21 protein-coding genes are annotated in these 20,432 nt (G+C 73.6%); 13 read left to right on the top strand and 8 right to left on the bottom strand.

Going from position 1 to position 20,432, the window contains the following annotated elements:
* Positions 1–77 precede the first annotated feature (77 nt).
* The 3 genes from ACIP79_RS06090 (at position 78) to ACIP79_RS06100 (ending at position 2,475) form a co-directional block, all read left to right on the top strand.
* Positions 78–281 carry a cold-shock protein gene (locus tag ACIP79_RS06090; RefSeq protein ID WP_055611897.1) on the top strand — a complete coding sequence of 68 codons (204 nt, stop codon included), beginning with the start codon at positions 78–80 and terminating at the stop codon, positions 279–281.
* Positions 282–514: 233 nt separating this feature from the next.
* Complete coding sequence (locus tag ACIP79_RS06095) at positions 515–2,050, top strand: DEAD/DEAH box helicase (protein WP_401219952.1); 1,536 nt, start codon at positions 515–517, stop codon at positions 2,048–2,050.
* Positions 2,051–2,148: 98 nt separating this feature from the next.
* A complete protein-coding gene (locus ACIP79_RS06100) occupies positions 2,149–2,475 on the top strand; it encodes an SCO5918 family protein (protein WP_383679955.1) in 327 nt (108 codons plus the stop codon).
* Between the two features lie 83 nt (positions 2,476–2,558).
* Here ACIP79_RS06100 and ACIP79_RS06105 read toward each other — a convergent pair whose 3' ends face one another.
* Complete coding sequence (locus ACIP79_RS06105; RefSeq protein ID WP_401219954.1) at positions 2,559–2,996, bottom strand: hypothetical protein; 438 nt, start codon at positions 2,994–2,996, stop codon at positions 2,559–2,561.
* Between the two features lie 321 nt (positions 2,997–3,317).
* Here ACIP79_RS06105 and ACIP79_RS06110 point away from each other — a divergent pair, with 321 nt between their 5' ends.
* Positions 3,318–3,656, top strand: a complete 339-nt coding sequence (locus tag ACIP79_RS06110; RefSeq protein ID WP_387186557.1) for a MerR family transcriptional regulator — start codon at positions 3,318–3,320, stop codon at positions 3,654–3,656.
* A gap of 24 nt (positions 3,657–3,680) precedes the next feature.
* Here the strand turns inward: ACIP79_RS06110 and ACIP79_RS06115 are convergent, their stop codons facing one another.
* The gene (locus tag ACIP79_RS06115) at positions 3,681–4,715 is read right to left on the bottom strand and encodes a zinc-dependent alcohol dehydrogenase family protein (RefSeq protein ID WP_401219957.1); all 1,035 of its coding nucleotides are present in this window, start codon (positions 4,713–4,715) and stop codon (positions 3,681–3,683) included.
* A 102-nt stretch (positions 4,716–4,817) separates the two neighbouring features.
* Positions 4,818–5,483, bottom strand: coding sequence for an SDR family NAD(P)-dependent oxidoreductase (locus ACIP79_RS06120; protein ID WP_383679962.1), 666 nt, complete (start codon positions 5,481–5,483; stop codon positions 4,818–4,820).
* 202 nt (positions 5,484–5,685) lie between these two features.
* On the opposite strand from ACIP79_RS06120, the gene ACIP79_RS06125 reads away from it, so the two are divergent.
* Entirely contained in the window at positions 5,686–6,699 is a 1,014-nt protein-coding gene (locus ACIP79_RS06125) for a TauD/TfdA dioxygenase family protein (RefSeq protein WP_401219960.1), read from the top strand.
* A gap of 1 nt (position 6,700) precedes the next feature.
* On the opposite strand, the gene ACIP79_RS06130 is transcribed toward ACIP79_RS06125, so the two are convergent.
* From ACIP79_RS06130 to ACIP79_RS06140, 3 genes are all read right to left on the bottom strand, one after another.
* Positions 6,701–7,702: an alpha/beta fold hydrolase gene (locus tag ACIP79_RS06130; RefSeq protein WP_401219963.1), complete on the bottom strand. Its 1,002-nt coding sequence runs from the start codon at positions 7,700–7,702 to the stop codon at positions 6,701–6,703.
* A 223-nt stretch (positions 7,703–7,925) separates the two neighbouring features.
* Positions 7,926–8,585, bottom strand: coding sequence for a response regulator (locus ACIP79_RS06135; protein ID WP_383679967.1), 660 nt, complete (start codon positions 8,583–8,585; stop codon positions 7,926–7,928).
* 25 nt (positions 8,586–8,610) lie between these two features.
* Positions 8,611–9,918, bottom strand: coding sequence for a sensor histidine kinase (locus tag ACIP79_RS06140; protein ID WP_401219965.1), 1,308 nt, complete (start codon positions 9,916–9,918; stop codon positions 8,611–8,613).
* 205 nt (positions 9,919–10,123) lie between these two features.
* On the opposite strand from ACIP79_RS06140, the gene ACIP79_RS06145 reads away from it, so the two are divergent.
* From ACIP79_RS06145 to ACIP79_RS06160, 4 genes are all read left to right on the top strand, one after another.
* A complete protein-coding gene (locus ACIP79_RS06145) occupies positions 10,124–10,384 on the top strand; it encodes a hypothetical protein (protein WP_401219968.1) in 261 nt (86 codons plus the stop codon).
* Positions 10,385–10,410: 26 nt separating this feature from the next.
* Positions 10,411–11,148, top strand: coding sequence for an ABC transporter ATP-binding protein (locus ACIP79_RS06150; protein ID WP_401219970.1), 738 nt, complete (start codon positions 10,411–10,413; stop codon positions 11,146–11,148).
* Positions 11,149–11,412: 264 nt separating this feature from the next.
* Positions 11,413–12,381: an FtsX-like permease family protein gene (locus ACIP79_RS06155; protein WP_401219973.1), complete on the top strand. Its 969-nt coding sequence runs from the start codon at positions 11,413–11,415 to the stop codon at positions 12,379–12,381.
* A 455-nt stretch (positions 12,382–12,836) separates the two neighbouring features.
* Positions 12,837–13,232, top strand: a complete 396-nt coding sequence (locus tag ACIP79_RS06160; protein WP_383679973.1) for a molybdopterin-binding protein — start codon at positions 12,837–12,839, stop codon at positions 13,230–13,232.
* Positions 13,233–13,279: 47 nt separating this feature from the next.
* Here the strand turns inward: ACIP79_RS06160 and ACIP79_RS06165 are convergent, their stop codons facing one another.
* On the bottom strand, positions 13,280–14,212 hold the full coding sequence (locus ACIP79_RS06165) for a LysR family transcriptional regulator (protein WP_401219976.1): 933 nt from the start codon (positions 14,210–14,212) through the stop codon (positions 13,280–13,282).
* A 162-nt stretch (positions 14,213–14,374) separates the two neighbouring features.
* Here ACIP79_RS06165 and modA point away from each other — a divergent pair, with 162 nt between their 5' ends.
* The 4 genes from modA (at position 14,375) to ACIP79_RS06185 (ending at position 18,024) form a co-directional block, all read left to right on the top strand.
* Positions 14,375–15,181, top strand: a complete 807-nt coding sequence (modA, locus tag ACIP79_RS06170; RefSeq protein WP_401219978.1) for a molybdate ABC transporter substrate-binding protein — start codon at positions 14,375–14,377, stop codon at positions 15,179–15,181.
* On the top strand, positions 15,178–16,029 hold the full coding sequence (locus ACIP79_RS06175; protein WP_401219981.1) for an ABC transporter permease: 852 nt from the start codon (positions 15,178–15,180) through the stop codon (positions 16,027–16,029). The genes modA and ACIP79_RS06175 overlap by 4 nt, the downstream gene beginning before the upstream one ends.
* Positions 16,030–16,441: 412 nt before the next feature.
* Positions 16,442–17,530, top strand: coding sequence for an ABC transporter ATP-binding protein (locus tag ACIP79_RS06180; protein WP_401219984.1), 1,089 nt, complete (start codon positions 16,442–16,444; stop codon positions 17,528–17,530).
* A gap of 20 nt (positions 17,531–17,550) precedes the next feature.
* Positions 17,551–18,024 carry a cupin domain-containing protein gene (locus tag ACIP79_RS06185; RefSeq protein WP_401219986.1) on the top strand — a complete coding sequence of 158 codons (474 nt, stop codon included), beginning with the start codon at positions 17,551–17,553 and terminating at the stop codon, positions 18,022–18,024.
* Positions 18,025–18,262: 238 nt separating this feature from the next.
* Here the strand turns inward: ACIP79_RS06185 and ACIP79_RS06190 are convergent, their stop codons facing one another.
* Entirely contained in the window at positions 18,263–20,305 is a 2,043-nt protein-coding gene (locus ACIP79_RS06190; protein WP_401220899.1) for a BTAD domain-containing putative transcriptional regulator, read from the bottom strand.
* Between the last annotated feature and the right edge of the window lie 127 nt (positions 20,306–20,432).

A 20,432-nucleotide genomic window follows, 5' to 3' on the forward strand; every position in this document is an offset into this window, starting at 1 on the left:
TCCTGAGGGTAATCATCACGGCGACACGGAGTGCGCACAGTGTGCATTCCGACGCACCGCCCCGAAGGAGATTCAACATGGCTGCCGGTACCGTGAAGTGGTTCAACGCGGAAAAGGGTTTTGGCTTCATCGAGCAGGACGGCGGCGGAGCTGACGTCTTCGCCCACTACTCGAACATCGCCGCCCAGGGTTTCCGCGAGCTCCAGGAGGGCCAGAAGGTCACCTTCGACATCGCGCAGGGCCAGAAGGGCCCGACGGCGGAGAACATCGTTCCCGCCTGACGCTGACGCAGACTTCGCAGCTGGGGCCCGCACCTTGGGGTGCGGGCCCCAGCTCGCTGCGTTTCAGAGCACGGAATCGTCGCGCCGCCCCAGTTCGGCGCCGAAACCCGTGAGCATTTACTGCCGACCGATTTCGGTCCGGCATTGTCTTCGGCTCGTTCTTGCGATTCTCTGCGCTGTGCATTCGCTGCGGGAATTCCTTGATACGTGCCATATCAAGGAAAGGTTCCGCAATGAATCGCGACCGCACACGTAGCCGCACGAACGATCGTTTCTCGCGCACACGCACCGGAGGTTCCGGCTCCGGCGGATATGGCTCCGGGAATTCCGGCTCCGCCGGCTCCGGGGGTTCCGGTTACGCCAGGGGCGCCGGCCGCTCCGGCGGCGGCGGTCGCGGGGCGGGCTACGGCCGCAGGCCGGCCGCGCCGCAGGGCGAGTTCGCGCTGCCGAAGACGATCACTCCCGCGCTGCCGCCCGTCGAGGCGTTCGCCGACCTGGAGATGCCGGCGGCGCTGCTGACCGCGCTCGGCCAGGAGGGCGTGAGCGTGCCGTTCCCCATCCAGGGGGCGACCCTGCCGAACTCGCTCGCCGGCCGTGACGTCCTCGGCCGTGGCCGCACCGGCTCGGGCAAGACCCTCGCCTTCGGCCTCGCGCTGCTCGCCCGTACGGCCGGTCAGCGCGCCGAGCCCAGGCAGCCGCTCGCCCTCGTCCTCGTCCCCACCCGCGAGCTGGCCCAGCAGGTCACCGACGCGCTCACCCCGTACGCCCGCGCCGTGCGACTCCGTCTGGCCACCGTGGTGGGCGGGATGTCGATCGGCAGGCAGGCCGGCGCGCTGCGCGGCGGCGCGGAGGTCGTCGTCGCGACCCCCGGCCGGCTCAAGGACCTCATCGACCGCGGCGACTGCCGGCTGAACCAGGTCGCCATCACCGTCCTCGACGAGGCCGACCAGATGGCCGACATGGGCTTCATGCCCCAGGTGACCGCGCTGCTCGACCAGGTGCGTCCCGAGGGGCAGCGGATGCTCTTCTCGGCCACCCTCGACCGCAACGTCGACCTGCTGGTCCGGCGCTACCTGACCGACCCGGTGGTCCACTCCGTCGACCCGTCCGCGGGGGCCGTCACCACGATGGAGCACCACGTGCTCCACGTGCACGGCGCGGACAAGAACCGGACGACCACCGAGATCGCGGCCCGTGAGGGCCGGGTGCTCATGTTCCTGGACACCAAGCACGCGGTGGACCGGCTGACCGAGCACCTGCTGAGCAGCGGCGTCCGCGCCGCCGCCCTGCACGGCGGCAAGTCCCAGCCGCAGCGCACCCGGACGCTGGACCAGTTCAAGACCGGGCACGTGACGGTGCTGGTGGCGACCAACGTCGCCGCGCGCGGGATCCACGTCGACAACCTGGACCTCGTCGTCAACGTCGACCCGCCCACCGACCCCAAGGACTACCTGCACCGCGGCGGACGTACGGCCCGTGCCGGCGAGTCCGGCAGCGTCGTCACCCTGGTGACGCCCAACCAGCGCCGCGAGATGAGCCGGCTGATGGTCGCCGCGGGCATCACCCCGCAGACCACCCAAGTACGTTCGGGTGAGGCCGAGTTGAACCGGATCACCGGCGCCCAGGCCCCCTCGGGTGTCCCGGTCGTCATCAGGGCGCCTGTGGTGGAGCGGCCGCGGCGCGGCGGCTCCGGCTCCTCGTCCTCCTCGTCCCGGGGCCGGCGTGGCCGCACCGGACAGCGGCGCCCCGCCGTCAAGCCCGCGGCCTAGGCTCGACCGACGGCGGGTGGTCCCTCTCCACCCCTCCACCCGCCCACGGCCGGCAGCTCGTCCCCTCCCCGCCCCCTCCTCAGCCCCTGTGAGGCATCATGCGCTGTGTCATCGCCCGATTCCCGTTCGACCTCACCAAGTTCGGCGTGCTCGAATCGATGAAGGGCGTCAAGCCCGAGCCGATCACCGGTGAGTCCGTGATCATCGGCCGCACCCACTACCCCGTCAAGCAGGTGGGCGAGGTCATCACCCGGCAGGACCGCCGCGACTTCACCGGCGGCGAGGTCACCCGGGCCATGACCCGGCTCGGCTTCACCTGCCGCAGCGGTCAGGAGACCGCGCCCGCCGCACCCGCCGCGCCCCCGCTGACCCCGCTGGAGAACGCGTCGGCGCTGCTCGGCAGCCCCGCCCCGCTGGAGGTCTGAGCAGCACCGCGGTCCCCGCGACACCACGAGGAGGGCCCTGCCGGCACACGCCGGCAGGGCCCTCCTCGCGTTTCCTCGGGTTCTCAGTGGTCGGAGTAGCTGAAGTCCCCCACGGTCCAGGCGCTGACGTCCTTGATCGCGACGCGGAACATGCCGCCGGTCTCGGGGATCCCCACGTTGCCCTGGAGGATCCGGGCGAGGTGGAAGTGCAGATGGGTGGGGGCCGCCGCGCCGGGGTCGGGCGGGGCCGCCGACCGGTCCGGCGTCTCGTCCCGTGTTCCGCCCGGCGCCTCCCCCTGTGCCCGGTCCGGAGTCCGGTGGGCGGTGAAGACGTCCGAGAAGGGGCCCAGGCGGTCCGAGTCCTTGAGGACCTCCGACACGCGCTCCCTCCACACGGCCTCGGGAGCCAGCCGGCCGGTGATGACAGCGCCGCCGGCGACCACGGTGAGCGACATCTGATTGCTTTGCCCGGACTCCACCATGGCGGAGATGTCAACGAGCAGCTCGTCAGGGTTCGACATGGGAGCCGATTCTATTCAGCGACCCGGCCGCCTGACTCCCCATCCCGCGGCCCGGAGAATACTTGCCTCTCCAGCCGTCTGAAATCTACTCTTGCCAAAGTAGACATTGACCGGCGTCCTGGCTAAGATTTTGGACGCATCCCTAGTCGAGCGAGACCCGGCAGACACGAACTGGCGGGAAGCGGTACATGAAGTTCGCAGGTCAGGAAGGTTGCGGAAAGTCGGCGCAGCGGCAGGTCCTGCCGATGGTGTTGAATTTCCTCCGGGGCCCTGGTGCCGTACGGCGCCAGGGCCCCTCGACGCGTTGCACATCGAGGTGAAATGACAGCAGATACTCCGCTCAGTGGCCGTCTGGACGACGACGACTACCCCGCGTACACGATGGGCCGGGCCGCCGAGATGCTCGGCACCACCCCAGGCTTCCTCCGGGCCATCGGTGAGGCCCGTCTCATCACTCCGCTCCGCTCGGAGGGCGGGCACCGGCGGTACTCCCGCTACCAGCTGCGGATCGCCGCCCGCGCCCGCGAGCTCGTCGACAAGGGAACCCCGGTCGAGGCCGCCTGCCGCATCGTCATCCTCGAGGACCAGCTGGAGGAGGCACAGCGCATCAACGCCGAGTACCGCCGCTCCACGAAGGAAACGACCGACAGCTCCAGCTGAGCACCCGGACGGCGGGGTGAGCTGTCACGGGTTGATGAGGACCTTCAGGGCGGTGCGGTCGGCCATCGCGCGGTAGCCGTCCGGTACCCCGTCCAGGCCGACGGTGGTGTCGAAGACCCGGCCCGGCAGGATGCGGCCCTCCAGGACGTCGGGCATCAGCTCCTCGATGTAGGCGCGGGCGGGCGCGACGCCCCCGGTGAGGGTGATGTTCCGCATGAAGTCCGAAAAGCCCATGGGCACCTCGTCGTACTGCGGGGCGCCGACCCGGCTGACGGTGCCGCCCGCGCGGACCACGCCGAGCGACATCTCCAGCGCCGGGAGCGTGCCGACGCACTCCAGCACGGTGTGGGTGCCGTCGCCTCGCGTGAGTTCCCGTACGCGCTCGACGCCTTCGGCACCGCGCTCGGCCACCACGTCGGTCGCGCCGAACTCCTGCCCGAGCTCCGTACGGACCTCGTGCCGGCCCATCAGGATGATCCGCTCGGCGCCCAGCCGCCTGGCGGCGAGCACGGCGGACAGGCCCACCGCTCCGTCGCCGACCACCGTCACCGTCGTACGGGGGCCGACGCCCGCCGTGACCGCGCAGTGGTGGCCGGTGCAGAACACGTCCGACAGGGTCAGCAGGGAGGGCAGCAGGACGGAGTCCTCCGCGACCGGCACTTTGACCAGGGTGCCCTGCGCCTGCGGGACCCGGACGGCCTCGCCCTGGCCGCCGTCGACGCCGTCCGCGCCCCATTGGCCGCCGTGGCGGCAGGAGGTCTGGAGTCCCTCGGCGCAGAAGTCGCAGGTGTTGTCCGACCAGACGAAGGGCGCCACGACCACGTTGCCCGGCTTCAGGCCGGACACCTCCGAGCCGGTCTCCTCGACGACGCCGAGGAACTCGTGGCCGATGCGGTCGCCGTGCCCGGTCGCGGGCCGCGAGGCGTAGGGCCACAGGTCGCTGCCGCAGATGCAGGAGCGCAGCACCCGTACGACGGCGTCGGCCGGGTGCTGGATCTTCGGATCCGGCACGTTCTCGACGCGGATGTCACCGGCGCCGTAGATCAGGGTTGCTCGCATCAGTTCTTCCGCTCTCTGTTGCCCGACAGGGGCGCCCTACCGCGCCGCTCCCCCGCCCTTTGGCCCGGTCAACGCTACGTTCGGTCGCGGACCGTCGCCCGCTCAGCTGTCCAGGTCGTCGGCGAAGTGGCGGAAGCCGTGGCGCTCGCGGTGGATGTTCCACAGGGCGTCGGCGAGTGCCGCGGGGGCCTTCCTGTCGTGGCCCTCGATGATCGCGCCGGGGATGACGAGCTGCGCCACATGGATGCCCTCGGGGGCGAGGGTGTCGTGCAGCAGGTGGCCGTACGCGCTCTCGGCGGCGAAGGCGATCGAGGTGCCGGCCCGGTCGGGGTGGGGGACCACGGCGGTGCCGCCGTTCACGAGGAGGACGGTGCCGCGGCCCAGCGACCGCATGGAGGGCAGCACATGGCGGACGGCCGCCGCGGGCCCGTACACCGAGAACTCGATGGGGCCCACGAGATCGGCGGGCGCCGTCTCCAGGACCGGCCGCATGAAGTCGCGTTGCGGGACCGGGCTGTACTGGAGGATCTCGACCGGGCCGAGGGTGGCGGACGCCGCGTCCAGGGCCGCTTCGAGGGTCTTCGGTTCGCGTACGTCGGCGGTGAAGCCCCGCGCGGTGACGCCCGCGCGGGCCAGGTCGGCGGCGAGGGCGTCGACGCGTTCGCGGCTGCGCGAGATGAGGGCGACCTCGTGACCCTCCCGGCCGAACCGTCGCGCGACGGCCGCTCCGAGTCCGGGTCCCGCACCGATGATGGCGATGGTGGTCATGGGATGGGCTTCCTTCGGTCGGTGGACACACAGGCGTGAGGGAGGACCTTCCCCGAGCATCCAGAGTGCTGGCCCGACGCGCATCCCGACAGGGCGAGGGCAGGGACGACCGCCTCGGCGGAGCCCACGCGCCCTGTCCGGCGGGCCGGGCCGCGGTCCATGATTCTTCCGACGGGGGCGAACCACGGCCGACGGAGCGCGGATGACGACGACAACAGATGACAGTGGCGAGGGAGTCGGGGGAATCGGGGGAGTCGGCGGCACCGGGAGTGCCGAGGGTGTCGAGGGTGTCGAGGTGAAGCCGGTCGCGGGGCTGATCGGCGCGGAGATCACGGGGGTCGATCTGGCCGGGCCGCTGGACGACGCGGTGGTCGCGGTGATCCGGGCGGCGGTGCTGCGCTGGAAGGTGGTGTTCTTCCGGGACCAGCGGCTGGACCACGCGGCGCACATCGCGTTCGCACGCCGGTTCGGCGAGCCGGTGACCCTGGGCAAACGGGGCAGCGCCTCGCCGGAGGGGTTCCCCCAGGTGGAGACCACGGCCGACCGGCTGGAACTGGGCGGGCGCTACGGCATGGACCACGCCGAGTGGCTGGAGCGGCGCCGGCACACCCTGCTGCGGGGCTGGCACTGCGACCACGGCGCCCGGATCGACCCGCCGGCCGCGACCGTTCTGCGCGCCGAGACCGTACCCCCGTACGGCGGTGACACCACGTGGTCCAACCTGGCGGCGGCGTACGCCGGACTGTCGGAGCCGGTGCGGGACTTCGTCGACGGGCTGCGCGCCGAGCACCGGCTCGGGGTCGGCTACCAGCCCCGGCCGGGCGACGACGCGTACCTGCGGCATCTGCTCGACCGGCAGGTCGCCTCCGGCCACCCCCTGGTACGGGTGCACCCGGAGACGGGTGAGCGGGTGCTGTTCGTCAACGGCTACTACCTGGAGCAGATCCAGGGCGTCTCCCGCGCGGAGAGCCGGCTGCTCCTGGAGATGCTGCTGGAGCAGGCGACCAGGCCCGAGTACACCGTCCGTTTCCGTTGGGAGCCGGGCAGCGTGGCCTTCTGGGACAACCGCGCCACCATCCACCTGGCGCCGAACGACCTGGCCCGGGTCGACCACCCGCGCGTCATGCACCGGGTCATGCTCACCGGTGACATCCCGGTCGGCGTGGACGGCAGGCCCTCCGAGGCGATCGTCGGGACGGAGCCGGGCCGCTGGTAGGTCAGGCGGGCAGGGAGGCCAGCCAGTCGAGGAGGAGCCGGTTGGTCTCGGCGGGGCGTTCCTGCTGGAGCCAGTGTCCGCAGCCGTCGAGGATGTGGGAGGCGGACAGGCCGGGCAGCGTGAGCGGGTAGGCCTCGATCGCGTCGGCCAGCCAGGTGGTGGAGGCGTCCAGGGCGCCGCCGAGGAACAGCGACGGTTGGGTGACCGGGGCGCCGTCGAAGTCCGCGAGGTCCTCCCAGTCGCGGTCCATGTTCCGGTACCTGGCCAGCGCCCCGCTCAGGCCGGTCCGCTCGAACTCCCCGGCGTAGAAGTCGAGTTCGTCCTCGCCGAGCCAGCCGGGCAGCCGTCCGTCGGCGGGGAGGCGGTCGCGCAGTGTGCCGCCGGGGGCGACGAAGTGCGGGTCGGGCGCGCCGGGTTCCGGCATGGTGTCGGCGGACAGGGCGGCGTAGAAGCCGGCGAGCCAGCCGCGTACGTCGGGCTCGATCTCCGCCTCGGCGCGGCCGGGCTCCTGGAAGTAGGAGACGTAGAACTCGTCCCGCCCCTCCCCGCCCATCCCGGCGAAGATCTCGCTGGGCCGGGGTCCGCCGCGCGGCGCGTACGGCACGCTCAGCAGCCCCACCGCGCGGAAGACGTCCGGCCGGAGCAGGGCCGAGTCGGCGGCGATGGCCGACCCCCAGTCGTGGCCGACGATCACCGCGGACCGCTCGCCCAGGGCGTGCACCACCGCCGCGTTGTCCTCGACCAGTTCGACCATCCGGTACGCCTCCGGGGCGGCGGGCCGCGAGGAGCGGCCGTAGCCGCGGACGTCGACGGCGACCGCGCGGTACCCGGCCGCGGCCAGCGCCGGGAGCTGGTGGCGCCAGGAGTACCAGGACTCCGGGAAGCCGTGCACGAGCAGCACCATGGGTCCGCTGCCCTGCTCCACCAGGTGGATCCGTCCGGCGGGGGAGGGGACCAGCCGGTGGGTCGCGGCGGGGGCGGGAACAGGGGGTTGGGGCGCCATGGGGTCCTCCGGGGCTCGGGGCTCGGGGCTCGGCCTGCCGTGCGGTCGGCCTGCCGACGGGCCGGACGGCCTGCCGTCGGGCCGGTCGGCAAGCCGTCGGGCCGGTCGGCAAGCCGTCGGGGCCTGGCCGTCCTTCGGGCCTGGCCGTCCTTCGATCATCCGGAGTGAGGCGCGCCGGTGGCCAGCCCTGTTGCCGCTTCGGCAACACGGCGGAGCCTGGCGGTCAGGACCTGCGGTGGGTGTCGTCCAGGTAGTGCAGTACGGCGGCCACCCGGCGGTCCGTACGGTCGGTGGGCGTCAGGTCGAGCTTGGCGAAGATGCTGCGGATGTGTTTGTGGACGGCGCCCTCGGTGACGACGAGCCGCTCGGCGACGGCGGTGTTGCCCAGGCCCTCCGCCATCAGCGCGAGCACGTCGCGTTCGCGTGGGCTGAGGCGGTCCAGCCGGGTGTCGGGGCGGGTGCGGGCGAAGAGCTGGGCGACGACCTCGGGGTCGATGGCGGTGCCGCCGGCCGCGACCCGGTGCAGCGCCTCAAGGAACTCCTGGACGCGGCCCACCCGTTCCTTGAGCAGATAGCCGAGCCGGGCGCTGCCCTCGGCGAGCAGGTCGGTGGCGAAGGCCTGCTCGACGTAGGCGGAGAGCACCAGCACGGCGAGACCCGGCTGCGTCCGCCTGGCCCGCACGGCCGCCACGATGCCCTCGTCGGTGTGCGTGGGCGGCATCCGTACGTCGACGATGGCGACGTCGGGTTCGTGCTTCTCGACGGCGGCCAGGAAGTCGTCCGGTGTCCCGGCGGTGGCCACCACGTCCAGCGATTCCGCCCGCAGCAGCAGCGCGAGCCCCTCGCGCAGCAGCGGGTCGTCCTCGGCGATCACGATCCGCACGGGGGGCTCACTTCCGGTTCGTGGGTCACAGTCCGCACGGCAGGCTCACTTCCATGGTGGTGGGGCCGCCGGGTGGGCTGGCCAGGGCGAAGGTTCCGTCGTGGGCTTCGGTACGGCGGCGGATGCCGACCAGGCCCGAGCCGGCCGCCTCGTCCGCGCCGCCCCGCCCGTCGTCGGTGATCGCCAGCCACAGCCGGTCCTCGCGACGGCGGACGGTGACGGTGGCCCGCCGGGCCCCGCTGTGCTTGGCGATGTTGGTGAGCGCCTCGGCGACGACGAAGTAGGCGGTGGCCTCGACGGAGGCGGCGAACCGCTGGGGCACGTCGGCGTCGATCCGGCAGGGGACCGGGCAGCCGGCGGCGAGGCCGGAGAGCGCGTCGGTCAGGCTGCGGTCGGTCAGGACCGGCGGCAGGATGCTGCGGACCACCGCGCGCAGTTCGGCGAGGGCCTGTTCGGCGGCGCCCTGCGCCTGTTCGAGCATGGCGTCGGCGGCGGACGGATCGCGTTCCACCGCGCGGCGGGCCGCGCCGAGCAGGACGGTGACGGCGACCATGCGGTTCTGCGTGCCGTCGTGCAACGACCTCTCGATGCGGCGCAGTTCGGTGGCGTGCGCGTCCAGGGCAGCGGCCCGGGTCGAGGTCAACTGGGCGACGCGCAGGGCGAGATCGGTGCCGGGGTCGGGCGCCAGGAGCCGCCGTCCCGGCCATGCCTGAAGCCAGGCCAGCACCGGTTCGAGGCCCACGGCGACGGCGAACCAGCCGAGACCCAGCAGGCTGACCGCGAAGGCACTGGCCCCGTCGTCCACGGAGACCAGGCCGAGGGAGTCCGTCGCCTCGCCCGCGGGCAGCAGCCGCCACCAGAGCGGGAACGTGGCGTTGGTCGCCGCGGTCAGCGGCAGCGTGAGGCCGGTCATGCCGAGCAGCAGCCCGAAGAAGGCGTGGCTGACCAGCCAGCGCAGTTCGCGCCGGGTGGCGCGGTCCGCGAAGGCCTCGCGCAGCCCGGTCGGTCCCGTGCCCGGCTCACGGCCGATGATCTCGGGGCCCCACTGCGACAGCCGTGCGCGTTCGCGGTCGGCGAGCGCCCGCACCGCGCGCAGCGTGCCGGGCACCAGGAGGAGTCCCACCCCGACCAGACAGGCCACCGCCGTGACCGCCACCCACAGCAGCATGACGAGCGCGAGGACGGCGGTGCCGAACCCGCCCACGATGTGCTCGAACGCGTCCAGGGCGGTCCGCGCACGGGCGAACGCGTCCCACGGGCGGGCGGGCCTCGGGCCGGTGCCCGGTCCGGGGTTCTTGGCGGGTACGACGTCGACGGCATCGCGCACAGGCATCCGCACCTCCTGAACGGTGACGATAGGGCACCTCGCGGCACCGGGCCCCACCGCCCTCGCGAGGCCCGCCCACCGGGTCAGGTACAGCCTGCTGTACCTAGGTCGGCCCGCTGGCCGGATCGTTCGCGGCGGTGATCGTTCGTAGCTTCGTGGTGTGCCCCAGAGCCCCGCGAACACCGCGACCACCGCGACCAAGGAGCGTCCCATGACCGACGCACACCACGACCTCGCCTCCCCCGAGCCCTACCGGCCCGAGCCTTACCGGCCCGAGCCCGCCACCGGCGACGACGGCGGGATCGTACGTCCCCTGCTGTGGACGCTGCTGCTGCTCGGCGCCGTCGCCAACATGGTGACCTCCTCGATCGGCGGCGCCGGTGTGTACTTCGGGATCGGCTTCGGTGTCCTCACCCTGGCCTGCGCCGCCGCGCTCGTCGCCCACCACCGCCTGAACCGGGGGCGGTCATGAGGAACAGGGCGGCGGTCGCGAGGAACATGACGAGCCGGTCCGGACACGCGGCCGCCGTCGAGCTGGCCGGTGTCAGCAAGACCTACCCGGGCGGGGTGCGCGCCCTCGACGACGTCTCCCTCACCGTGGAGGCCGGCACCTTCCTGGCCGTGATGGGGCCTTCGGGGTCGGGCAAGAGCACGTTGATGCACTGCGCCGCCGGGCTGGACTCGCCGACCGGCGGGCAGGTCTTCATCGACGGCACGGAGATCGGCGGCCTGAACGAGACCCGCCGCACCGAACTCCGCAGGAGAAGCATCGGGTTCGTCTTCCAGGCCTACAACCTGGTGCCCTCGCTGAGCGTCGAGGACAACATCCTGCTGCCGCTGCGGCTGGCCGGCCGGCGGCCCGACCCGGAGTGGGTGCGCGGCCTGGTCGAGCGGGTCGGAATGGGCGGGCGGCTCGCGCACCGGCCCGCCGAGCTGTCCGGCGGGCAGCAGCAACGGGCCGCGATAGCAAGGGCGTTGGCCGCCAGGCCCGCCGTCGTGTTCGCCGACGAGCCGACCGGCGCGCTGGATCTGCGGACCGCCCGCGAGGTGCTGGCTCTGCTGCGCGACCTGGTGGACAACCTCGGCCAGACCGTCGTGATGGTCACCCACGACCCGGGCGCCGCGGCACACGCGGACCTGGCGGCGGTGATGGCCGACGGGCGGGTCGTCGACACGTTCAAGGCGCCGAGCGCCGCCGAACTGGCCACGTGCGTCACCAACCTGGAGACGGAGTAGTCCCATGCCGAACTCCCTGCCGAAGCCGGGGTCCGGGCACAGTCCCGACTCCAACCCCGGCCCCGCGCCGAAGTCCCAGCCGCCCGCGTCCGGGGTCGCGTCCAGGGCCGAGGTCGGGCCCGCGTCCGGGGACGGGTCCAGGGCCGAGGTCGGGCCCGCGTCCGAGGCCGCGTCCAGGCCCGATGCCGGGCTGGCGTCCGGGGACGGGTCCAGGGCCGAGGTCGGGCCCGCGTCCGGGGTCGCGTCGCGGCCACCCACAAGGACGTGCACGACGGCACGCGGGCCCAACTCCGCCTGACCGCACCGGGACTCGGCGGTGTCCCCGACGACCTGCTCCCCGCCGTGCGGGACACGCCGGGCGTGCGAGCGGCAGCTCCCGTCACCACGACCACCGCGCTGTGGCCGTACAAGATGGCGGGCGACGAAACGATCGAGAGCAGTTCCGCGCTGGTGCTGACGCCGGCCGCGGCGGGCGTCCTCGACCTCGACGTGCGCACCGGCGACCTGGCGGGGCTCAGCGGTGACACCATCGCCGTCGGGACGGACGTCGCCGGGTCGCGTGACGCGCGGGTGGGCAAGCGGGTCGGGCTGATCCTCGGCGACGGCACCCCCGTGACCGCCCGGGTCGTGGCGACGTACGCCCGCGGGCTCGGCTTCGGGCCCGTCGTGCTCTCCCGCGACCTGGCCGCCGGTCACACCACGACGGGCCTGGACCAGTCCGTGCTGGTGCGCACCGACGGCACCGACGCCGCGCTGCGGAATGTCGGTGAACTGGCCGCGTCCCGGCCCGGGTTGGCCGTGCGGGACAACGCCGAGCCAGGGGGCGTGGGCGGGGTCGCGCCCGAGCTGTGGATCAACGTCGCCGTGCTCGCCGTACTGCTCGGCTATCTCCTGCTCGGCATCGCCAACAAGCTCGTCGCCGGTACCGCGGCCCGCCGCACCGAACTCGCCACGCTCCAGCTGATCGGCGCCACGCCCGCGCAGGTCCGCTCGATGATGCGCCGCGAGGCCGGCCTCATCACCGCCGTCGCGCTGGTCACCGGCCCGCTGCTGTCCGTCGTCCCGCTCGCGCTGCTCTCCCTGGGCTTCCTGCACCGGCCCTGGCCCGCGGGACCACTGTGGCTGCTGCCCGCCATCGCGGCGGTGGTCGCCACCATCGCCTTCCTCACCGTCGAACTGCCCACCCGCCAGGCGCTGCGCACCCCACCCGTGGAAGCGCTCGCCCGTGGCTGAGACGTCATGGCCGACGACCACGTCGGGATGCGCGATCCGGGCGGCGCCGCGTGCCTCGCGGCGGGTGCGATCGCAGAGCACGGCGAGTGCGTTCGCAGTGCGCGGCGAGTTCGCCGTCGGCGAGGTGGCACCAGGGGATGTCGTTCGAGGGCGACCGGCCGGCCGAGGGCCTCGTCCCGGGCCGCCGTACGGTGCCCAGGTCACCGCGCCCGATCCTCTCGGCCGGCCGGTCCGGCCCGGCGATCAGCCGCCCCCGTCCGGCGAACACTCCGTCGCACGCAGCGCCGCCCGGATCGCCCGCCCCAACCGGGCACGCTGCCCGGCGCGTGTCGCGGAGCCGTCTCAGGGCGGGCGCGGCCAGGTCCGGCGCGCGGGGGGCGGCGGGGGCCGGTGTGCGGCGGGGCTGGGTCGGTGTGCGGCGGGGTGGGTGCCTGGTCCCACGTATCGTGACGCGCATGCAGTCCTACACGATCGGCCAGGCCGCCCGGCTGCTGGGCGTGAGCCCGGACACCGCCCGACGGTGGGCGGACGCCGGGCGGGTCACCACCCACCGGGACGAGGGCGGGCGGCGGCTCATCGACGGCCGGGACCTGGCCGCGTTCTCGGTCGAGCTGGCCAGGACCGGCGCCGAGGAGGACGCCGTCTCCTACACCTCCGTGCGCAACGCCTTCGCCGGCATCGTCACCGCCGTCAAGCTCGGCGACGTCGCCGCCCAGGTCGAGATCCAGGCCGGCCCGCACCGGCTGGTCTCCCTCCTCACCCGCGAAGCCGTGGAGGAACTGGGCCTGGAGGTCGGCATGGAGGCCACCGCCCGGGTGAAGTCCACGAACGTGCACATCGACCGCGCCTGAGCCCTGGTTCGGATCTCCCGCCCTCCGTCCGAGCCGGGAGCCGGGTCTCAGCCCCGTTCGTCCAGGTACGTGTGCAGCAGGGCGTCCAGCGCGTCCCGTACGTCCGCCTCCCGCGCGACTTTCAGCAGGGCCTGGGCCAGTACGGACTGCGGATCGCCCTCGGCCACCACGAGCCCGACCCGCGGCCCGTGCGCCGGGCCCTCCAGCGGAACCACCCGCATCCCCTCCGGCACCCCGAACATGTGCAGCCAGGCGTGCGAGATCACGCTGGACCAACGGCCGCCCCGCAGATGCGCGTACAGCCCGGCGACGCTGTCCGACTCGATCGCGGGCTCGGCCTTCGCCCCGTCGGCGGCGAAGCACTCGTCGATGATCCGGCGGTTGCGCATCCGAGGGCTCAGCAGACACAGGGGCAGCGTCGCCGCGTCCGCCCAGCGCGCCGTCGCCGCACCGGCCGGCGGCCCCCGGTCAGGAGTGAGGAGCACGTACCGCTCCTCGTACAGCGGAAACCGTCGTACGTGACGCAGCTCGTCGTCGTCCAGATACGTCATCGCCGCGTCCAGCTCGAACTCGGCGAAACCGTGGGTGATCTCGGCCGACGACAGCGACCGCAGGCTGACCCGGGCCCGCGGATGGCGCTCGCAGAACGGGTTGGTGAGAAGGGAGGCGGCCGGCAGCGCGGTGGGGACGATGGCCAGGCGCAGGGTGCCGGTCAGGCCGCCGCGCAGCGCCGACAGCTCCTGGCGCAGGGCGTCCCGCTCGGCCAGGATGCGGTGCGCCCAGGCGAGGACGACCTCCCCCTCCGGGGTCAGCCCCTCGTACCGCCTGGCCCGCCGCACGATCGGCACGTCCAGCTCGTGCTCCAGGCGCCGGATCGCCGCGGACAGCGAGGGCTGCGACACGAAACAGGCGGCGGCGGCCCGCGCGAAGTGCCGTTCCCGGGCGAGCGCGACCAGGTATTCCAGCTGACGCAGCAGCATCAGTCACCTCCGTGACGACGGTATCCGGACGCGCGCAGGCCGGTACGAACGCACATACAAGCCCGCTCGGCCGATCACCCGGCTCATGCGATGCGACAGGAGACTTACGCCTCGCATACGCGGAAGTATGATCGGCACGTGCCTGCCCGAGGGAGTAGCTCCGTGAAGACCCGTTCCGTACGCCTCGCCGGGGGCGGCGCCGCCGTCCTCCTGGCGCTCAGCGCCTGCTCCTCCTCCGACTCCGACTCGTCGTCCTCGTCGTCCTCGGCCTCGTCGTCCGCCTCCCCGGAGCTCTCCGGCACGGTGACCGTCTTCGCCGCCGCCTCGCTCAAGGAGAGCTTCACGACGCTGGGCGAGGACTTCGAGAAGGCCCACCCCGGTACGAAGGTGACGTTCAGCTTCGGCGGAAGCGACACGCTCGCCGCGAGCATCACCGGGGGCGCCCCGGCCGACGTGTTCGCCTCCGCGAGCCCCAAGACGATGGCGATCGTGACGGACGCGAAGGACGCGCAGGGCACCCCGGCCACCTTCGCGCGCAACCAGCTGGAGATCGCGACACTGCCCGGCAACCCGGACAAGGTCGCCTCCCTGAAGGACCTCGCCAAGTCCGGTCTCAAGGTGGTGCTCTGCGACAAGGAGGTGCCGTGCGGCGCCGCCGCGCAGACGGCGCTGGACGCGAGCGGCCTCAAGCTCACCCCGGTCTCCTACGAGCAGGACGTCAAGAGCGCCCTGACGAAGGTGGAGTTGAAGGAGGCCGACGCCGCGGTCGTCTACAAGACCGATGTGAACGCGGCGGGTGACAAGGTGGAGGGCGTGGACTTCCCCGAGTCGGCCGAGGCCGTCAACGACTACCCGATCGCGCTGCTCAAGGACGCGCCGAACGCCGAGGCCGCCAAGGCGTTCATCGCGCTGGTCCGGTCCGCCGAGGGTCAGAAGGTGCTGACGGCCGCGGGGTTCCTGAAGCCGTGACCCGACCGGGCAGGGCCGACGCCGCGACCGACACCCGCACCGGTGGGGCGCGGCGTCGGCGCGTCCGGGGCGGGGTGCCGCTTCCCCTCCTGCTGCCCGCCCTCGTGGGACTGGCCTTCCTGCTCCTCCCCCTGGCCGCCCTTCTCGTCCGGGCACCCTGGCGCGGCCTACCCGACCAGCTCAGCAGCCCGGAGGTCTGGCAGGCCCTGCAGTTGTCGCTGCTCACGGCGACGGCGGCGACGGCCGTGAGCCTGGTCCTGGGGGTGCCGCTCGCCTGGCTGCTGGCCCGCACGGACTTCCCCGGCCGCGGTCTCGTACGGGCGCTGGTGACGCTGCCCCTCGTACTGCCCCCGGTGGTCGGCGGTGTCGCGCTGCTCCTCGCGCTGGGCCGCAACGGCGTCGTCGGGCAGTGGCTGGACTCGGCCTTCGGCATCACGCTGCCGTTCACCACGGCGGGGGTGGTGGTGGCCGAGGCGTTCGTGGCGATGCCGTTCCTGGTCATCAGCGTGGAGGGCACGCTGCGGGCCGCCGACCCGCGTTACGAGGAGGCGGCGACGACGCTCGGCGCGTCCCGCTTCACCGCGTTCCGCCGGGTCACCCTGCCGCTGATCGCGCCCGGCATCGCGGCCGGTTCCGTGCTGGCCTGGGCCCGCGCGCTCGGCGAGTTCGGCGCGACGATCACCTTCGCCGGCAACTTCCCCGGCCGCACCCAGACCATGCCGCTGGCGGTATACCTTGCCCTCCAGAGCGACCCGGCCGCGGCGATCGCGCTGAGCCTGGTCCTGCTCGCCGTATCGGTCGCCGTCCTCGCGGCCCTGCGGGACCGCTGGCTGACGGGGGTGACATGAGGACCGGCACGACACGGAGGTCTCCCTCGACCGACACCGCGACGGGCGCGACACGGAGGTCCGCCCCGACCGGCACGGGCACGACACGGAGGTCCGCCCCGACCGGCACCGCGACGGGCACGGCACGGAAGTCCGCCCCGACCGGCACGGGCACGGGCACGACACGGAAGTCTCCCTCGACCCGCACCGCGACGGGCACGACACGGAGGTCCGCCCCGACCAGCACGGGCACGGGCACGGCACGGAAGTCCGCCCCGACCAGCACGGGCACCAGCACCGGCACGGGCGCGACGCGAAGGGCCTCCACCGTCGTAACCGTCACCGCACGGAAGGCCTCGACCTCCACCGCCGCCCCGACCGTCACCTCCCCCACCTCCCCCACCACCCTCACCTCCCCCACGCCCGGAGTGTCATGACCGCCAGGACGTCCGCCGTGTCGGGCAAGGGGCTCGGGTCCGGTGCGGGGCTGGACAGCCGGATCGTCGTCGACCGAGGGTCCTTCCACCTGGACGTCGTGCTGACGGCCGCCCCCGGCGACGTCGTCGCGCTCCTCGGTCCGAACGGCGCGGGCAAGACCACCGCGCTCCGCGCCCTGGCCGGGCTCACCCCGCTCTCCGACGGGGGCCGGCTCCGCCTGGACGGCGCCGACCTGGACCGTACGCCGCCCGAGTCCCGGCCGGTCGGCGTCGTCTTCCAGGACTACCTGCTCTTCCCGCACCTGACCGCGCTCGACAACGTCGCGTTCGGGCCGCGCTGCCAGGGCGTACCGAAGGCTGAGGCCCGCGCACAGGCCGCCGGGTGGCTGGACCGGATGGGCCTGGCCGACCACGCGGGCGCCAAACCGCGCCGGCTGTCGGGCGGCCAGGCCCAGCGCGTCGCCCTCGCCCGCGCGCTGGCCACCCACCCCCGGCTGCTGCTGCTCGACGAACCGCTGGCCGCGCTGGACGCCCGCACCCGCCTCGACGTAAGGGCCCAACTCCGGCGCCACCTGGCCGACTTCGAGGCGGTGGCCGTACTGGTGACGCACGATCCGCTGGACGCGATGGTGCTGGCCGACCGGCTGGTCGTCGTCGAGGACGGCCGCGTGGTCCAGGACGGCACCCCGGCGGACATCGCGCGCCACCCGCGCACCGACTACATCGCCCAGCTGGTCGGCCTCAACCTCTACCGGGGCCGGGCGGACGGCCACACCGTACGGCTGGACACCGGCCCGGCGATCACGACGACCGAGGACCTCGAAGGACCCGTCTTCGTGGCGTTCCCGCCCGGCGCCGTCACCCTCCACCGCGACCGCCCCACCGGCTCCAGCGCGCGCAACCTGTGGAGTTGCGAGGTGGGCGGCCTGGAGACGCACGGCGACCAGATCCGCGTGGACCTCACCGGCGAACTCCCGCTGGCCGCCGACCTCACCACCGTCGCCGCCGCCGAACTCGACCTGCGTCCGGGCGCTCCGGTGTGGGCGACGGTGAAGGCGGCCCAGACGCACGCCTATCCGGCGTGACCCAGCTGAAGGGAACTGCGATGCCGACCTCACCCGATTCCGGGCCCCTCACCCCCGACGAACCCGAAGTACCACCGCTGGCAGCCGCGTTGGGCATGCAACGGCATCCCGAAGGCGGCTGGTTCGCCGAGACGTGGCGGTCCTCGCAAACCTTCCGGCCCGACGGCTACCCCGGGCCCCGTGCCGCGGCCACCGCGATCCACTTCCTGCTCACCCCCGGCGACGTCTCCGCCTGGCACACGGTCCGCTCCGACGAGCTCTGGTTCTGGCACCGCGGCGGCCCCCTCGAACTCCTCCTCGGCGGCGACGCCGACCGGCCCGGCCAGGCACCCACGGTCGTCCGCCTCGGCCCCGACGTGGAGAACGGCGAGGTCCCGCAGGCCCTCGTCCCCGGCGGCCACTGGCAGTCGGCCCGCCCGGCGGCCGGCCAGGAGGTCCTGGTCAGTTGCGTCGTGGCCCCGGGCTTCGACTTCGAGGACTTCCGGATGGTCTGAGGGCTGTCCCGTAATCCCCGGCGGGCGCACGACTAATCCCCGGCGGGCGCGCGACAACAGCTACGGCACCTCGCCGCGTTGTCGGATCGCCCGAACACGCCCAGCATGAGGACGGCCCTCCGCCTTGCGATGCACCGCCTTGCGATGCACCGCATCTGACGCCGCGCGCTGATCCACCAGGGACAACGGGACAGCCCACAGCCGGCCACCGGAGCGGGCGCCGCCGTGCTCGGGACCGCTACCGCGTGGCCGGCTCACGCAGCGCCGCCTCGATCCTTTCGAGCCAGTGGTCCACGGGGCCGAAGGTGAGCAACCCGCTTCCCGCACCCGCCAGTTCACCGGCCGCCGGGAGCAGCCGGGCACGGTCGCGCTCCAGGGCCGCCCGGTCGCCCAGCGCGAGGGCGGCGCCCACTTCCAGGCAGCACAGGGCCTCGTACAGCAGGTCCCTGGGCGGCTCGGGGACGGTGCGCAGCGCCACGGCGGCCTCCTTCCGGCGCCCGGCCGCCAGGAGGATCAGCGGTTCGGCCCAGGGGCGGTACGGGCCCCAGTCGGCGTCCGGGTCCGCCCCGTCCGGCAGCGCCCTGAGGCTCAGCAGGGCGAGGGCGAGGAGTCCGCGTTCGAGGCCCGGCATCCCGGCGCCGTCCAGCCGCGCGGCTGCGGCCCGGTAGGCGGCCTCCGCCTCCTCCGGGGCGGGCGAGGCGGCGAGCCGCAACGCCCGGTACCACTCGGTGAACACCCCTACCAGCGGCCGTTCGTGACGCTCCGCCAGCCGGTTGGCGGCTGCGGCGTGTTCGTCCGCGGCGGGGAAGTCGGCGAGGGCGCAGCGGGACTGGACGCGGATGAGGCGGCCCAGGATCTCGAAGGTCGTCAGGCCGTGCCGGGCGGACAACGCGACCAGTTCGGCGCCGATGCCGTCCCGCCGCGCGGCGAGGCCGGCCCGGGTGAAGGACTGCATGAACGTCCCGTTGAGGGCGAACGCCAGCAGCGCCGGGTCGTCCAGGCGCCGGGCGATCTCCTCGGCCTCGCGGGCGGCCTCCGGTCCGCGAGACCCGTGCGCGCCGCGCGTCTCCAGCGCGACGGTGGCCAGCAGCCGGCAGCGCGCCCCGTCGTACGCCGGGTCCCCGGGCAGCGCGGCGAGGGTCCGCTCGGCCGCCGCGACGAGCCGTCCGGCAAGCTCCGGGTCGTCGCCGCGCGTCCAGATCGCGGGAACGTCGTAGGCGCCGATCACCCGGGCGGTCAGCTCCACGTCACCGGACTCCTCCGCCGCCGCGACCACCGCCATACGTTGTTCCCGCGCCGCCTCCAGGCCGCCGCCCCCGGTCACCGCGAGGTTCCTCATCAGCCCCACGGCCGACTCCAGCCGAGCGGGCGAGCCGGTGCCGACGACCCGGTCGTAGGCGGCGGTGGCCCGTGTCCAGATCCGCGCGGCGACGTCGTCCGGGTGCGGGCCGTGGGTTTCCTCGCCCCCTCCGCCCCTGCCCGTCCCGTATCCGGGGGCTGCGCCCCCGGGCCCCCGCTCTCGCGCTTCGCGCTCGTCCTCAAGCGCCGGACGGGCTGAGAGTCCCAGCCCTTCCGCCTGCGCCAGGATGTCCGCCTCCAGCCGCCGCAACGCCGGGCCGGGGTCCAGCCCCAGCCGGTCCGCCAACGCGACCCGCGCCCGCCGCAGCACAGCGAGCGCGTCCGCCTGACGCCCCGCCCGGTAGAGCGCGAGGCCGAGGAGACCCCAGGCGTCCTCGCGCCAGGGGTGTTCGGCGACGTGGGCGTCGAGGTCGGGAACCGCCTCGGCGGCACGGCCGAGCGCGAGCTGAGCCTCGGCCCGGCGTTCCACTGCCTGAAGCCGGAGTTCGGCGAGCCGGGAGCGCTCCGACCGGGCCCACCCCTCTTCCGCGAACTCGGCGTACGCGGGCCCCCGCCACCACCCGAGCGCCTCCTCCAGCCGCCCGATCGCCTCCTCGGCCGGCAGCTTCACCGCGTCCCCGACGGCCGACTCGAACCGCCACGCGTCCACCGCGTCCGGCGGTACCCGCAACGCGTACCCGGGGCCCTCGGTGACCAGCAGCCGAGCCGGTGCCCGCGGCGGCCGCTCCGGTTCCAGGGCCCGGCGGAGCGCGCCGACGAAGGTCTGCACGGCACCCACCGAACCGGGCGGCGGCACCTCCCACAGGTCGTCGACCAGACGGGCGACCGGCACCACCCGCCGACGGGCCACGATGAGCCGGGCGAGGACGGCCCGGTGCCGCGGACCCTTCAACGCGAGCGGGTCACCGTCACGTTCGGCCATCACAGCCCCGAGCACCCCGAAAACGGTCCGTTGTTCCACGTCACCACCCTCTCCGGCCGCCATGCGCCACCGTACGCGCGCTGATTCAGCGCTGATTCAGGCACGGCAGGCTGAAGTCGTTCCTCAC

It is taken from the genome of Streptomyces sp. NPDC088747 (assembly GCF_044751025.1).
In the GTDB taxonomy this organism is placed as follows: Bacteria; Actinomycetota; Actinomycetes; order Streptomycetales; family Streptomycetaceae; genus Streptomyces.